General features: G+C 43.4%; 8 protein-coding genes. 1 reads left to right on the top strand and 7 read right to left on the bottom strand.

The annotated features are described in order from the left end of the window. Positions 1-5 precede the first annotated feature (5 nt). The 7 genes from EFA47_RS16750 to EFA47_RS16780 all read right to left on the bottom strand — a co-directional run bounded on the left by EFA47_RS16750 (position 6) and on the right by EFA47_RS16780 (position 15149). Positions 6-758 carry a M23 family metallopeptidase gene (locus tag EFA47_RS16750; RefSeq protein ID WP_122644283.1) on the bottom strand — a complete coding sequence of 251 codons (753 nt, stop codon included), beginning with the start codon at positions 756-758 and terminating at the stop codon, positions 6-8. A 42-nt stretch (positions 759-800) separates the two neighbouring features. Then, a complete protein-coding gene (locus EFA47_RS16755) occupies positions 801-1790 on the bottom strand; it encodes a SpoIID/LytB domain-containing protein (protein WP_122644284.1) in 990 nt (329 codons plus the stop codon). Between the two features lie 120 nt (positions 1791-1910). Continuing rightward, the gene (locus EFA47_RS16760) at positions 1911-3002 is read right to left on the bottom strand and encodes an RNA-binding protein (RefSeq protein WP_122644285.1); all 1092 of its coding nucleotides are present in this window, start codon (positions 3000-3002) and stop codon (positions 1911-1913) included. Between the two features lie 9 nt (positions 3003-3011). After that, a complete protein-coding gene (locus EFA47_RS16765) occupies positions 3012-5486 on the bottom strand; it encodes a glycogen/starch/alpha-glucan phosphorylase (protein ID WP_122644286.1) in 2475 nt (824 codons plus the stop codon). 2 nt (positions 5487-5488) lie between these two features. After that, positions 5489-8644 carry an isoleucine--tRNA ligase gene (gene ileS, locus EFA47_RS16770; RefSeq protein ID WP_122644287.1) on the bottom strand — a complete coding sequence of 1052 codons (3156 nt, stop codon included), beginning with the start codon at positions 8642-8644 and terminating at the stop codon, positions 5489-5491. 615 nt (positions 8645-9259) lie between these two features. Then, on the bottom strand, positions 9260-10678 hold the full coding sequence (locus EFA47_RS16775; RefSeq protein WP_122644288.1) for a D-alanyl-D-alanine carboxypeptidase family protein: 1419 nt from the start codon (positions 10676-10678) through the stop codon (positions 9260-9262). A gap of 196 nt (positions 10679-10874) precedes the next feature. Next, positions 10875-15149 (bottom strand): diguanylate cyclase domain-containing protein, encoded by a 4275-nt coding sequence (locus EFA47_RS16780; RefSeq protein WP_122644289.1) that lies wholly within the window; start codon positions 15147-15149, stop codon positions 10875-10877. Positions 15150-15605: 456 nt separating this feature from the next. On the opposite strand from EFA47_RS16780, the gene EFA47_RS16785 reads away from it, so the two are divergent. Further along, a complete protein-coding gene (locus tag EFA47_RS16785; protein ID WP_122644290.1) occupies positions 15606-15902 on the top strand; it encodes a hypothetical protein in 297 nt (98 codons plus the stop codon). Positions 15903-15948 lie beyond the last annotated feature (46 nt).

Below are 15948 nucleotides of genomic sequence, written 5' to 3' on the forward strand. Positions count from 1 at the left end.
AAATTTCATGATTCCATAAAATCCATAGGATTAACCGGTTCTCCGTCTTTTAACACTTCGAAGTACAGGTTTGGCCCTTCTACACTATAATATTTAGTTGGTTCGCTCAGGTATCCTACAATTTCTCCTGCTGCCACGTAGCTTCCAATTTGTACGGGCACTTCTTTGAGCTGGCCATATACCGCGCTGTAGCCGTTGCCCATGTCCAGTGTTACAGTTGTGCCTGTCTCAGCGGACTGTTCTATATTTGTTACAATTCCTGGTGCAGATGCGCCAATCATTTCTCCTACTTCTCCTCCGATTATAAGGGCAGGATTGTATTTGTACTGTTCCAGTGTTGAGAAAAAGACTGTTTTGTCCATACTGTAATTAATCAGTACTGCACCGCTGGCCGGCCACGCAAGGATGCTTTCTTCATTAAAGTATACTTCAGCCGCTGCTTCTGACCCTGATGGCGCTGCTTCTCCCACCACATTTTCTTGTGTGCTTGCTTCTTGCTCTTCTTCTGTTTCACTTTCTGTTGATGTATTACCTTCTGCTTCCGGCAAAACGATATCATTCGTCGTTGTGGCCTCGCTCTTCTCTTTTGTCATGTCTTGAATTTGTTCTTCGGTTTTCGCCAGCTGCTCACTTGTTTTTTTCTTATAATTGTTGAATGTAAAAGCTCCCACCATTACAATCACAGCTACAAAGCAGATTACGATCCCGACTGCTGCGCCTTTTCCTTTTAGTGAAAACGGCCTTTCATTTTTATTCATATTCATCACCTCTGGCTATATTTTTGCCAGAAAAATGACGCCTTATTCTATTTTTGAAAATATTTCTCCGCCATCTGTAATATTTGTTCCTTCAAAAAATTTCTGTACGATTTCTTCCCAGCTTTTTCCTTCTTTAGCCATCTGGTTTGCAGTCCACTGGCTCATTCCAACGCCATGCCCTGTACCCATGGTCGTGATGCGCAGCCTTCCATCTGCATCCTGCAGGGAAAATGCGCTGGACGCCAGGGATAAGGCCTCTCTGAACTGCTCGCCTGTACATATTGTATCACCTATACGCATTTTAGAAACATATCCGGCAGAGTCATATTCCTGTATTTCAAAGTCTGAAAAATCATACGTATCTTTTGCTTTTTCTTTATCTACAGCCACCAGAAATGCCTGGCATTTTGACTGTACTTCTTTATAATCCATGGTATATACATGCATTTCATCATCCGCCTCTTTATCCTGGGGGCACTCCCTGACTACCAAATACGGGTAATCCCCTGTTCCAAACACCTCCTGCCCGCTTCTCGTTTTTCCGTTGCTGGACTGATGAAAAGGCGTCATCGCATATGCATCGTTGTAATATAATACCTGGTTTTTGGTATCATCCATGGCTTTCTTTAACTTTTTATAGTTTTTATCATAATTTTTAGAACCCCATTTCTTCTCTAAATCCTTTGCCTCCAAATAGGAATCCTCCAGTATCTTATCCTCGCTGTTGTCCAAAGTCTGGTACAAAGTAGTCCTGATCAGGACTGCCTGTGCTTTCAATGCCTCTTCCTCGTAAGACTCAGGGATCTCGTTGGCAAGCATCCCTATAAAATATTCTTCCCAGGAAACCTTTACAATCTGCTCTTCCCCATCTGATTTCTTCTTTTTCACCTTTACAAATGCACTGTTATTCTTTCCCTCAGCTTTCATATCGCCGCCATTGATAAATACGGCTGCTATGTAAGGGAGTAAAATCAAAATAATTAAAAAAGAAAAGACTGCTTTCAATTTCTGGCGCATATAATGTTGTCCCATAAAAAAACCCTCCATATTTTATAATATATGAAGGGTTAAAAAGGGGAATGCCCCTTTTAGCATTATTTATGAAATTTGTAAAGTATGCCCCAGGGCACTCTCTGCGTATTATTACAGAAATTATTTCTCCTCAGTACTCTGTGCCTCAGCCGGCGCCTCAGAATTCGCCGCACTGTTCTCTGTCTCTTTGGATACCCCACTTGTCTCAGGTGCAGGCGGCGTCACATAGACCCCAGGCTGTACAGCGTTAGGCCCCGCTGTATCCACTCCAGGTTCATCAGGCTGCCCTGCCGCATATGGCCCAGCTTCCGGTGATACCCCGCTATTTCCAGGTGCAGGCGGCGTCACATAGACTCCAGGCTGTACAGCGTTAGGCGCTGCCGAGTATGTCCCAGGCCCACCAGGCTGCCCCTCTGTCCCATACATTTTTGTATCCACTCCCTGCCCTGGGGCAGCTGTATACATTCCCGGCCCGTCTGGCCCAGGCTGCTGTGCTACCGGCACAGGCCCTCCCTGGGGAGGAATGGCTGGAGGCGGGGACTGCATAAAGGGAGTTCCCAGATCTGGCCCCATTCCAGGATTAAACTCTTTATTTCTCATTGCAAAAAGGCAGAATGATTCATAAAGCGGTATCACTGTCCCAAGAATTGCATGTACGATGGACATATTATTTGAAGTAAATCTCTCATAAATCTGATGATTTATGAGTACTTCCAATACGCCGTATATCGCCTCATATATGATAGCCAGCACAACCCAGATAATCAGCAGGATGATCAATCCTGTAATCATACCGCCGCTGATACTTGGTGAGCTATAATAATACCCATACATAAGGTCTGAGTAAATGTCTGCAAATGCGCCAAACCCGATCACCCACATTAAAATATAAAAGACAAAGTTCACTGCGCCAAAAATAAATGGAAGAGCCAGGTACCAAATGCCCGGGTTCTTAATCATCTTATTCTTTAGCCGGATGTTCCCTGCAAGCTCACCATGCAGATATGTCCTTGCAAAGGGGATGAAAGCAAGCCATGGATAATCCTTGCCCTGGCGCTTTGCGATCGTATACATCCCAATACCTTTAAACACATAATTCACTACATAGAATATAAACAGGACGGCAAGTATAATCAGATAGATGGCAAGAATCCCTGCCACGATCGACTCATCCGACATGTTATAAGTATAACTGTAATCGTAGTAATCCATAAATTCCTCCTATTCCGGCTGGCCAGACGGCACATTCACCTTTTCCAGCTTCCACAAATCTCTTACATACTCTTCAATGGTTCTGTCAGATGCAAATTTTCCGCTGCAGGCAGTATTCATCATGGCCATCTTAGACCATTTCTGCTCGTCACGGTAGGCTGCTTCTACCCTTTTTTGGGCATCTGCATAGGACCTGAAATCTTTTAGAATAAAATATGTGTCAGCCTTGTCTGTACACTGTGTATTTAAAAGTGAATTATACAAATTCCTGTACATGTCATGGTTTCCGTTGGCATAAGTCCCATCCATGAGCTGATCCACGACTCTCTTTAGCTCCCAGTCATTGAAATAAATATCAATGGGATTATAACCTCCGTTTTTCTCATAGTTGATTACCTCCTCCGAGGAAAGGCCGAAAATAAACGCATTATCCACCCCGACCTCTTCTACGATCTCCACATTGGCCCCATCCATTGTTCCCAGGGTTGGCGCCCCATTGAGCATAAATTTCATATTTCCTGTCCCAGATGCCTCTTTTGAGGCAGTGGATATCTGTTCACTGACATCTGCAGCGGCAAATATAATTTCAGCATTGGATACACGGTAGTCCTCTATAAATACAACTTTCAGCTTTCCGTTAATACTCCTGTCGTTGTTTACCACATCTCCTACAGAATTAATCAGCTTAATTGTCTCCTTTGCCCTTAAATATCCTGCGGCCGCCTTTGCCCCAAAAATAAACGTCCTTGGATAAAACGACATCTCAGGGTGTTCTTTAATCTGGTTATACAGATACATAACATGCAGAATATTCAGAAGCTGCCTTTTATATTCATGGAGACGTTTTACCTGTACATCAAAAATAGAGGCAGGGTCTACATCTATTCCATTATGCTCTTTAATATATTTGGCAAGCCTCACTTTATTCTGGTATTTAATCTGCATAAATTCCCGCCTTGCCTGTTCATCATTTACCAATGGCTTCAGGTTCCCTATCTGGGACAAATCTGTAATCCATCCGTCGCCAATACGGCCTGTAACCCAATCTGCAAGCAGCGGGTTTCCATGGAGCAGAAAACGCCTCTGGGTAATGCCATTTGTTTTATTGTTAAACTTCTCCGGCATCATCTCATAGAAATCTTTTAATTCCTGGTTCTTCAAAATCTCTGTGTGCAGCTTTGCCACGCCATTTACAGAATAACCTGCTATGATTGCCATATGTGCCATGCGCACCTGGCCATCGCGGAGAATGGACATCTTGGCAACTTTATCTTCATTGCCTGGATATTTCTTTCTTACCTCCTCCACAAAACGGCGGTCAATCTCCTGCACAATCTGATAAATACGGGGAAGGAGCTTGGAAAAGAGGTCAATAGGCCACTTCTCAAGGGCCTCGGCCATAATCGTATGGTTCGTATACGCACAGGTCTTTGTGGTCACTTCCCATGCATCCTCCCAACTGAGTCCCTCCTCATCAATGAGGATACGCATCAGTTCAGGCACTGCCACCGTGGGATGTGTATCATTCATCTGGATGGCAACCTTCTCATGCAGCTTCTTTATATCATCATGGTCTTTTTTATATTTCTCCACCATTACCTGCAGGCTGGCAGAAATAAAGAAATATTGCTGCTTCAGCCGCAGCTCCTTACCTGCGTAGTGGTTGTCGTTAGGATAAAGCACATCCACAATCAGCTTCGCCAAATTCTGCTGTTCCACTGCCTTATGGTAATCTCCCCTGTCAAAAGACTCCAGGGAAAAATCAGTAATTGCCCTTGCATCCCATATACGGAGTGTATTTACAACATGGTTTCCATACCCCACAATGGGCATGTCGTATGGAACCGCCAGTACAGACTCATAATTCTCCTGAATAAAAATATCCTTTCCAGTCTCCGGATCCTTCTCAAACCTGATACTCCCGCCGAAACGTATTTCTTTAGAATATTCTTCCCTGCAGATTTCGAAGGGGTTCCCTTCTTTTAACCAACTGTCGGGAGTCTCTACCTGGTACCCATCTTCAATCTTCTGTTTGAACATGCCATACCGGTACCTGATGCCGCACCCATAAGCCGGATAGTTCAAAGTTGCCAGGGAATCCAGGAAACAGGCCGCCAGGCGGCCAAGCCCTCCGTTCCCAAGGGCTGCGTCAGGCTCCTGGTCCTCCACCACATTCAAGTCAATATTCATCTCCTCAAGAGCCTCTTTGACCTCTGTGTAAGCCATCATATTAATCAGGTTGTTCCCCAGCGCGCGGCCCATCAGAAATTCCATGGACATATAATATACTGTTTTGGCGTCCTTCTTCTTATACTCCTCCTGTGTTGCCAGCCAGTCGTCAATAATAATATCCTTTACCGAATAAGAAACAGCCTGAAAAATCTGCTGCTTTGATGCCTCATCAATGGTTTTCCTGTACAATGTCTTTACGTTATCCTTGACCATAGCCTTAAAGGCTTCTTTTTCAAAACGCTTACTGTACATACTTATTCACCTTCTTTCTCAACGCCCATTGTAACAGCCTCACCGTTTATCTTCCACTCTTTCATATAACCGGAAGGCTCTGCTTTTACAACCGCGTTGGCCAATACCTCATCTCCAATTTCTATGCCATGGGCCTCGAAAATATCCTCTGCTTTTTTACTGCCGCCGTAAGTTACTTTTATCTTATCCATTACCTCAAACCCGGCCTCTTTGCGCATAGTCTGAATCTTGCTGATGATCTCACGCACAAAACCTTCCTCAAGGAGTTCTTCAGTCAGGTTTGTGTCAAGGACAACAGTTACCCCATTATCATTCTCAGAAACATATCCCTGGATCTGTGCAGTGTCAATCAGTAAATCTTCCCTGAACAATACAATCTCCTGTCCCTCTACAGACAGCTTCAGTGACCCGGATGCCTGAAGCTCATCCATGGCTGCATTTCCATCCAGGCTGTCCAGTACAGATTTGATTCCACCTAACATTTTACCATACTTTGGCCCAACTGTCTTTAGCTGTGGCTTAAAATTATAGGAAGTAAAGTCCCTCACGTCCTCTGTAAACTTTACATTTTTCACATTCAGTTCATCCCTGACGATTTCCTGATAAAATTTCGGAAGTTCAAAATCTGCCTTTACAAACATCTGCCCAATTGGCTGGCGGTTTTTGATGTTGGCCGTATTTCGGCACGCCCTTCCCATCACCACGAGCTTCAATACATGGGACATATTCTCTTCCAGCGCGCCATCTATATAGGCTTCATTCACAGCCGGAAAATCACATAAGTGGATACTTATAGGCGCCCCGCTGTCTATGCCGCATACAAGATTCTGGTAAATCTCCTCCGCCATAAATGGAATCATGGGGGCCGCTGCCTTAGAAACTGTCACAAGAGCTGTGTACAAGGTCATATAAGCATTTATTTTATCCTGCTCCATTCCCTTTGCCCAGAAACGCTCGCGGCTTCTTCTGACATACCAGTTGCTCATGTCATCCACAAAGTCCTGCAGCGCCCTTGCGCTTTCGGGTATACGGTACTGTTCCAGGTTCTCATCTACTGTCTTCACAAGTGTGTTTAGCTTTGATAAAAGCCACTTATCCATGACGGAAAGTTTCTCATAATCCAGGCTGTATCTGGAAGGGTCAAACTGGTCAATATTGGCGTACAATACAAAAAACGCATAGGTATTCCACAATGTCCCCATAAATTTACGCTGTCCCTCAGTCACTGCCTTTCCGTGGAAACGGTTAGGAAGCCAGGGCGCACTGTTTACGTAGAAATACCAGCGGATGGCGTCTGCCCCATACTGATCCAGCGCATCAAAGGGATCCACTGCATTCCCCTTTGATTTGCTCATCTTCTGTCCATTTTCATCCTGCACATGCCCGAGAACGATTACGTTCTTATATGGCGCTTTATCAAACAGAAGCGTAGATATGGCCAGCAGTGAATAGAACCAGCCTCTTGTCTGGTCCACTGCTTCAGAAATAAAATCGGCCGGGAACTGCTGTTCAAAAAGCTCTTTGTTCTCAAATGGATAATGATGCTGGGCAAACGGCATGGAACCACTGTCAAACCAGCAGTCAATAACCTCCGGTACACGGTGCATCTCTTTCCCGCACTTAGGGCACTTAATCGTTACATCATCAATATACGGCCTGTGGAGCTCAATGTCCCCGGGGCAGTTATCGGACATTTCCTTTAGCTCTTCAATGCTGCCTACAGAATGCTGATGCCCGCACTCACATTCCCAAATATTCAGAGGAGTGCCCCAGTACCTGTTGCGGCTGATGCCCCAGTCCTGTACATTTTCCAGCCAGTCGCCAAAACGTCCTTTCCCAATGCTCTCGGGGATCCAATTGATTGTATTATTGTTGGCTATCAGATTCTCCTTCACCTCTGTCATCTTAATAAACCAGGATTCCCGTGCATAGTAGATCAAAGGTGTATCACATCTCCAGCAATGAGGATAGCTGTGTTCGAATTTAGGCGCATCGAAAAGAAGGTTTCTTTCCTCCAGGTCTTTTAACACTAATGGATCAGCCTTCTTGACAAATACACCCCCAAAAGGAGTAGACTCAGACATATTTCCTTTTTCATCTACAAGCTGCACAAAAGGAAGTCCATATTTTCTTCCCACATTTGCATCATCCTCGCCGAAGGCAGGAGCAATGTGGACGACCCCTGTACCGTCTGTAAGGGTTACATAGGAATCGCAAGTCACAAAGAAAGCTTTCTTTCCCTGTCTGGCCGCCCCGTCTGCAGAGCACTGGAAAAGGGGTTCGTATTCTTTATATTCCAGGTTCCTGCCTTTATAAGTTTCTAATATCTCGTATGCAGGGTTTTCTTCCTGCGCCAGTTTGCCCAGCACTGTATCCAGCAGCGCTTGGGCCAGATAATATACATAGCCGTCGGCAGCCTTTACTTTCACATAATCTTCGTCAGGGTTCACACAGAGGGCCAGATTAGAAGGAAGGGTCCAGGGTGTAGTTGTCCATGCCAGAAAATAAGCATCCTCATCCTTCACCTTAAATCTGACAATCGCAGACCGCTCTTTCACATCCTTATAACCCTGGGCAACCTCCTGGGCGGACAGGGGCGTCCCACATCTGGGGCAATAAGGCACTATTTTAAAGCCTTTGTATAACAGTCCCTTGTCCCAAATCTGCTTCAGGGCCCACCACTCGGACTCAATAAAATCATTGTCATAGGTTACATAGGGGTGCTCCATGTCTGCCCAAAATCCTACGGTGCTTGAGAAGTCCTCCCACATCCCCTTATATTTCCATACACTTTCTTTACATTTATCAATAAATGGTTCCAGGCCATATTCTTCAATCTGATCCTTGCCGTCCAGGCCCAGCAGCTTTTCCACCTCCAGCTCCACCGGGAGCCCATGGGTATCCCATCCTGCCTTTCTGGGAACCATATACCCCTTCATTGTCCTGTACCTGGGAATCATATCCTTGATGACACGTGTCAGGACATGCCCTATGTGAGGTTTTCCATTTGCTGTAGGAGGCCCGTCATAAAAAGTATACTCCGGGCATCCCTCCCTCTGCTCCATACTCTTCTGGAAAACCTTATTGTCAATCCAAAATTTTTCAATCTCTTTCTCACGGTCCACAAAATTCATATCCGTGGAAACTTTCTTATACATGGCTTAATCCTTCCTTTCTTAGATTCTAGTCAAAGACCCCGATGTGCTGCCCCTTCGGCAGGCCTGTTCCTATCCGCCCCGTCGCCGCCCACAGAGAAAATCCAACGGATTTTTCCATGAAAGGACAAAGAATGTGCCTCCGGCACATTCTCCGCGCGCGCGGTGGGTGAAACGCTAAATTCCACTCCGCGAGCTGCGCACCATCACACGAAATGTGTTTTTATTATATAGGAAGTTCGGAGAACTTTCCTATATAATAAAAAACCCCCGCCCTGTAATAGGACGAAGGCATGAGCTATCGTTACCACCTGTTACGCCATACTTAAAAGCCTATAAAGGCCCTGCATATGCGTTCTGATAACGGCAGAACACCGTCAGCCCCTACTGCATGTGGTTCGGGCGCTGCAACTCGGAAGTGATATTCAGAAATATCTTACTGGTACCGGGCTTACACCTTCCCCGGCTCGCTGAAACTTTCAGTATATATCCTACTGTCTCCGTCAATGTCTTTTTAACGTATACAGGCTTATTATAAGAAGAAACAGAAAATTAGTCAAGATGCTAAAACCTGAGTTTTTACAGAAAATTTAGGTACCTGGAACAATATACATATATTTAGTCCCTGCCCCTTATTGGCCTTTTTCTGTGCCTGAGCGCTTTCTTTTTTCTTCTTTTTAAAGCATACATAAAAATAATCAATACAAAAATAACAACTGATCCTACTGCAATTATCAATTTAAGCTGTCTGTTTTCCCCCGAGACAGACTGTTTTGCAATTGTCTTACTTTTCTCTGCCGTATGCAGAGCTTCCTTGTCCCCTTTGCCGCCTGGCTCTATTCCCATTAATTTACAGTAACATTCTTCTGTGACAGTTACATCTACACTGCCCACACTCTGCCCTTTATACGAATACAGAATCCTTCCATCTCGTATACCTTCCTCTGTCAAAGAAATTTCCTTATCGAGCTGGCTAAAGCTAATTCCCTCAGGCAGTACCACATATGAGTCTGGATCGCTGAAAGACTGGACATCCTCTGATGTTTCCTGCCCGCTGACAGAGACCTTCTGGAAATTCTGGAATACATAGTCCAGCATCTCTCTTGTATCTGTATAGGCGTCTACGCCGTAATCATAGAGTACAACTGCTGCAAGCCTCATATCGCCATTGTCCGCCATCGTCACAAGGGTAGTCTTTGCCTGGTCTGTATACCCTGTTTTTCCGCCAGTGCAGTATTCATAATAATAGTAGTTTTCTGGCCACAGCATCTTGTGGTTCTGCTGAAATACTCTCTCCTCCTTTGTCAGATTGGTAGGGCCTATCTTGTACTCCAATGTGTCCATAATCTTTTGGAACTCTTCTTCCTGATACACAGCAGATGCAATAAGGGCCATGTCGTGTGCTGTGGTATAATGGTCGTCATTATGCAGCCCATTGGGGTTTGCCCAGTGTGAACCAGTACAGCCAAGCTCCTCCGCCCTGTCGTTCATTGTCTGAATAAAGGATTCATAATTACCGCCTAGTTTCTGCTGCCCCACGCTTTCCGCCACTGCATAGGACACTTCATTGGCCGAAGCCAGCAGCACGCCATGAAGGGCATCCTCCATGCTTAATTCTTCTCCTGGCTTCATCCCTATCTGTGCATCATCATACTGCAGGAAGGATACACTGTCCTCCGTAAATGTCACTTTATCTGTCAGCTCTGCATGTTCAAGGGCAACCAAGGTTGTAAGCAGTTTTGTAATACTTGCCGGATAATGCTTTGCGTCAGCGTTTTTCGAAAAAAGGATGGCCTTACTGTCCATATCCATGACAATGGCCGAATCCGCATAGACAGCCGGCCCCTGAGGCCATCCTTCTAGTTTATTTGTATCAATCTCACGGGCATAAGAATCAGCCTTTTCCTTTTCTTCCTCCGCCGCAAGCTCTTCTGCTGTCTTTGCTTCCCCTGGTACTTCGTCTGCAAAAGCCTCCATAGGATGCAGCATAAAAATGAATACTGCTGCCATACAAAATAGTAATCTCTTCATTTTCATAACTTCCTCCAGGCACATACGTATAAAAGCTATACCCGAGGGCATTCTTTCCTGCACGCCCTCTGTCCTGTTTAATATAAATACTTTTTATATTTCTGATACATCTTAATTATAAAATTTATTCAAAATATTACTGGAAAATGCCTCCCACAGCTTAAGCCGTTCATCCATTTTGCGGCATTTACGGCGCATGTTTTCAGCTGCCAATGGTATCAGCGAAATCTTCATAATAAGAATAAACCGCCTTTCCTGCATTCTTGCTTCTATAGAGGGCGATATCAGCACATTTTAAGCTTTTCTCAAAGGAAAACCCATCCCTTTCTACAAAAACAACTCCCGTACTGCAGGAAATCGGCATATCTGGATCGTCTTTTAAAGACTGATACAAAGCATCTAACCTGCGGTTCATAATCTCCCTGTCACTGACATTTTTTACAAAAACGAAAAATTCATCTCCTCCCAAACGCCCTACAACGTCATCCTTTCTAAAGGTAGACACCAATAACCTTGCCAGATATTTCAACGCTTCATCTCCAGCAAGATGGCCAAATTTATCATTGATAACTTTAAAATCATCCAGATCGATCAGAAGAAACGCCCCCCGCATAAATTCTTCCGACTCAATATGCTCTTTTACTTTTTCCTCAAAGCTCCTCCTATTATAAACTTGTGTAAGGGGATCTATGGAAGCAGCAGTGACCTGTGCTATCTCCCTTTTCTTCTGTAAATCAATATTTTTCAGATATAAAAGGGCATACATATTATTTGTGTATTTTTCTTTAAACAAATGTATAGTCATCTCTACCCATCGCAGTTCCCCATCTATAAAGTGGCGGAAACATAGCTTTATTGTAGAATTTTTATTTTCATACAGATCCCTCATGACATCTGCATCCATATAATAGTTTACTATTTCCACATCCCCTGAATATACGGATAGTAGAATATTTCTCCGCATAGTCTGTGAAAAAGACTCTCCCCACCACCGGCTTTCTTCTTCGTATTTTTTCCAAAGGCCCCCGGTATTTTTAATCTGTCCATTGCTTATATCTATCTCTGCATAGGCCGCTGCCTCTGAAAGCAACGCCTCATAAAAATCATTCTTCCGTATATAATTTAACTCCATAGTGCGCTCTTTAGCTGCAGGGGTCAGGGAAACTACGATTGTATGTATATCTTTATCATCCATTCCCAGACGGTGGGTTTCCAGCCTAAACCACTCATAATCCCCCTTTTTTGTTTTGAGAAGCAGCTCCGCGCCTTCGATCTCCTTATTTTTATTTAGGCCATAAAAGATAGACTTAAATTCTTTGACACAATTCTGATGTACGATCTTTGTGTCAATCCAACAATCAGGAAAATTCTGCTCCCGTTTCTCTTCACCAAACAAAATGCTGCGTTCAGTATGAAAATATATGGACTTCTTTATTTCATTATATTCAAACATCTCATTGGCCAAGGTACTGGAAAAGAATCTGGGCATCTCCATATCGCTTATAATGCAGTGGTACCCTTCCAGGCTGATCATCCCTTCATCGTCCTGTACACGGACTCCCATACATCTTACGACAACCTCCCCGTGGTCAGGATGGTTCCATGTATACTCCAGCTGAACCGGATTCCCTTTATGAATCATTTCATCTACTGCAAGATTCACATAGTTATAATATCCATCGTTGATCCTGCCATACCAGTAATCATAACATTCCGCTGCAGAAATTTTCTTCTTAATCCCCATGATCTGCAGCATTGTATGGTCTGCATACATTTTTCCAATTCCAGACTTCTTGTCTAACTTAATGATCCAAAGTCCTAGCCTTGTTGCTTTCAGAATATCTTCATACCGGAAGTTCAGCAGCTCACTCAGTCTCTCATCCGCCTCATTCCTGATTACCCTGTCCGCCAGAAAATGGGACATTATACGAATCTGCCTGTCATTGTCATCCCTGTGCTTTGGATTTTCTATGACAATAAATCCTATAAGCTTATTTCCTTTCATGATAGGTACAGCCAGGAAATTACAGACGCCTAAATCCGTAAGTACCCTCCACTCCACAGGACAGTCTTCTTTTATTTGGCCAAGGTCGTCTATCATGACAGAAGAACCCCTTTCCAAATCCCCTAAAAATCTCCTGAAAAAATAGGCGGGGACGTTCTGCATATCATCCTGTCTGGGGCTAATATTTTGATTACACCATTCATAGGTATTGCTCCAATGCCCTTCATCCACATCCGGCTCAAAAATAACAACTCTGTCACACTTATAAAACTCTCCTATAGATTGTATAGTCTTCGTTACCGCGCGGTTCATATCAGGATCCTCGATCAGCATCTTTGTACAGACGGTAACATTTTTCTCAAAGTCTAGTTTTTCTCTGACATCCTGGCTTATAAGCTCCCTCTCTGTCACGTCAATGGCAATCTCCATTCTCGCCATCTTATCTCCCCATGGTATGAGCTTATCCTTTAACATGAAATGCCTGCCAAGGTGCGTATTCTCCATTTCCCATATGTAAAAATTTTCTTTATCTATTATAGGGTTCGTGCAGAATTCACAAGGTGCATCCTTTCCCTGGAGTACCTGGTAACATTTAGTCCCCTCGCCCTTATAATCGCATCCCTCTATCATTTTATGGGCGGCCGGATTCAAGTAATATAGCTCATAGGTATCTATATCGCTGACGTAGACAGCTTCCTCCATGGCATCTACAATTGTAGCCAATTTATCTTTGCTAAAAATCAATTCACTTTCTTTTTGGCCTATACTTTTCAGAGAAGGCTTTGAGCCTGTCTCCAGGTTCATTGCCTCCCAATATACCTGGTTTCCCCACGCAATATACTTCTCTTCAAATTGTTCTTTTTTATAGGGCCTGCCAAACAAAAACCCTTGTATAGTGTCTGGGTGAAGCTTCCGTAATACATATAATTCCTCTTCTGTCTCAACGCCCTCACAGCATACTCTGATTTGTGCGCTGTAAGCCAATTCCAGCATATTGTTCAACAGCTTATAATTATAAGTACTATTCTTAATTCCGCTGATAAAGCAACGGTCAATCTTAATTTCATTAATCTCCAGGCTTTTCAGATAGCCAAGGCTGGAATAACCAGTGCCAAAATCATCTACGGATATATCTATGCCTGCTTTCTTCCACTGGTAAAATATCTTATTGAAATATGGATAATCCTGGAGCTGCATACTCTCTGTAACCTCCATAGTCAGTACACTCCCCGGATTCCCACTCTCTTTAAGTATATCCAAGACCTTCTTCGCAATCCCCTTTTTTCTGAGCTGTACATAAGATATATTGACACTGATATGCAGCTTGGGTATCACATTTCTCCATTCCTTACATTGGCCAAGGGCCGTCCTTAAAACCCACTCACCCACCGGGCAGATCCACTCTGTCTGCTCCAAAATAGGGATAAATTCTGATGGCTCTACCACTCCCCTGGTTGGTGAATGAAACCTTAAAAGAGCCTCTGCTCCAAATAATCGAAAATCCTCAATACTTATCTGAGGCTGGTAACACAGATAGAAACCCTGGAATCCATTGTCAATACTCTTCTTCAATTCCTCCTGCAGATCAATTCTATGTAAATACTCCTCATAATTCTCCAGTGAAAAGAATATCAGATTATTTTTCCCGGTCTGTTTGGCCTGATCTAACGCATTCTCTGCATATTGGTACAGCATACTGCTGTCCTCATCTGTATATTCCGAATATGGCACCGCGCCTGCAGAAATTGTACAGTATAAGGCCACTTTATCCTGTATGATATTATAGGCTGACTTAGCCCCATTCCTGTCACAATAGAGTAAGTTAATAATAAACTTATCTCCATCCATACGATAGATCCTATAGAAGCTGTCAACTGTTTCCTCCAATATTTCAGAAACCCCTTTTATGACCTCATCACCATAACTTCTGCCATATTTATTATTAAGATCTTTCAGATTGTCTATATCTAAAATCAGCAGGAATCCCTGCTGCTTTTTTAAAAGACATTCTGCCATATCCTCCCCAAATTTAACTCCATTGAGCAAGCCTGTCAAAAAATCTACCTTCCTTGCCATTACAGTATCTGATATTCTTCCAATCATGAACTGAGGCCTGCCATCCTGCCCAAGCTGGCTTTTTCCCCTGCAGTTAATCCATATTCTATTCCCTTCTCTGTCAATAATCCGGTACTCCAGATTGTGGCTCTTTATATTTCCCTTTTCAACCTGCCCCAGATCTTCTTTGAGGGCAGGCAAATCCTTATCATAAACAATCTTATTCCAATCCGCCAGATCATATCCTTCCTCCGGCTGCTCTTCGATTGCAAATCTCTCATGAATATCAGATGTAAAATGTAATTTTCCTCTTTTAATATCCCACACAAAAAGATAATCGTCTGTACTTTCATTTAAAAATCGAATCGTATCCAGACAACTTTCTATTTCCTGATCCATTTCTAATATATTACTCACAAGCTTTCCCTCTTTCCTCTTTCATGAAAGCATTTGTTTATATTTCCATACCCACAGGGCATCCCTTAACACATGTCCTTTGGACGGGTGGACTTCGTCCAACAAGGTATACCCACAGGGCATCCCCTAATACATGTCCTTCGGACGGATGGACTTCGTCCAACAAGGTATACCCACAGGGCACCCCCTAATACATGTCCTTCGGACGGGTGGACTTCGTCCAACAAGGTATACTTATTGAACTGCTAATGTTCAATAAGGTATACCCATATATTGTTTCTTTTAATTATATCAGTATAGCATACTCCCCTATTTTCTGGTAGATATATTCTCCTACCATCCTGAAAATAAAATTTATACATACTAATGAAATGTATATTTACAATTGCCAGAAATGCTGCTATAATACTTACATACCAAATGAATGTATAAAACTAAAAGTATGGAGGTAATATTATGACAGAACAAGAATTTGATCAGAAAGTAGAAGATTTGGCCGCACGGTTTGAGCAGTATGTTGATACATCAGCAGACAAACTAGATAAAAATCTTACTCATGCATGGAATAACAGCCGTATATTCCGCCTAGCCACAGGAGGTACTTCTATACTAGCTGGAATTGGACTGATAATCGGTGCAAGACAATTGGCAGAAAGTGGACACAAAAATGCATCCTTGTGGTGTTTCATCCTGGGTGTTTCATGCCTCCTATCAGAACTCATCCGGTTTTCCATATTTAGAAGAAAAAAATAATGTTTATCCAAAGGGCAGGACTCCCGTAACTCCACAGCGCCTTTTT

This window comes from Luxibacter massiliensis, assembly GCF_900604355.1.
In the GTDB taxonomy this organism is placed as follows: Bacteria; Bacillota; Clostridia; order Lachnospirales; family Lachnospiraceae; genus Luxibacter; species Luxibacter massiliensis.

What these genes read in the sequence shown, in the direction of transcription:
- EFA47_RS16750 (WP_122644283.1), bottom strand. Translation starts at nt 758, where the DNA reads ATGAATAAAAATGAAAGGCCGTTTTCACTAAAAGGAAAAGGCGCAGCA.
- EFA47_RS16755 (WP_122644284.1), bottom strand. Translation starts at nt 1,790, where the DNA reads ATGGGACAACATTATATGCGCCAGAAATTGAAAGCAGTCTTTTCTTTT.
- EFA47_RS16760 (WP_122644285.1), bottom strand. Translation starts at nt 3,002, where the DNA reads ATGGATTACTACGATTACAGTTATACTTATAACATGTCGGATGAGTCG.
- EFA47_RS16765 (WP_122644286.1), bottom strand. Translation starts at nt 5,486, where the DNA reads ATGTACAGTAAGCGTTTTGAAAAAGAAGCCTTTAAGGCTATGGTCAAG.
- ileS (WP_122644287.1), bottom strand. Translation starts at nt 8,644, where the DNA reads ATGTATAAGAAAGTTTCCACGGATATGAATTTTGTGGACCGTGAGAAA.
- EFA47_RS16775 (WP_122644288.1), bottom strand. Translation starts at nt 10,678, where the DNA reads ATGAAAATGAAGAGATTACTATTTTGTATGGCAGCAGTATTCATTTTT.
- EFA47_RS16785 (WP_122644290.1), top strand. Translation starts at nt 15,606, where the DNA reads ATGACAGAACAAGAATTTGATCAGAAAGTAGAAGATTTGGCCGCACGG.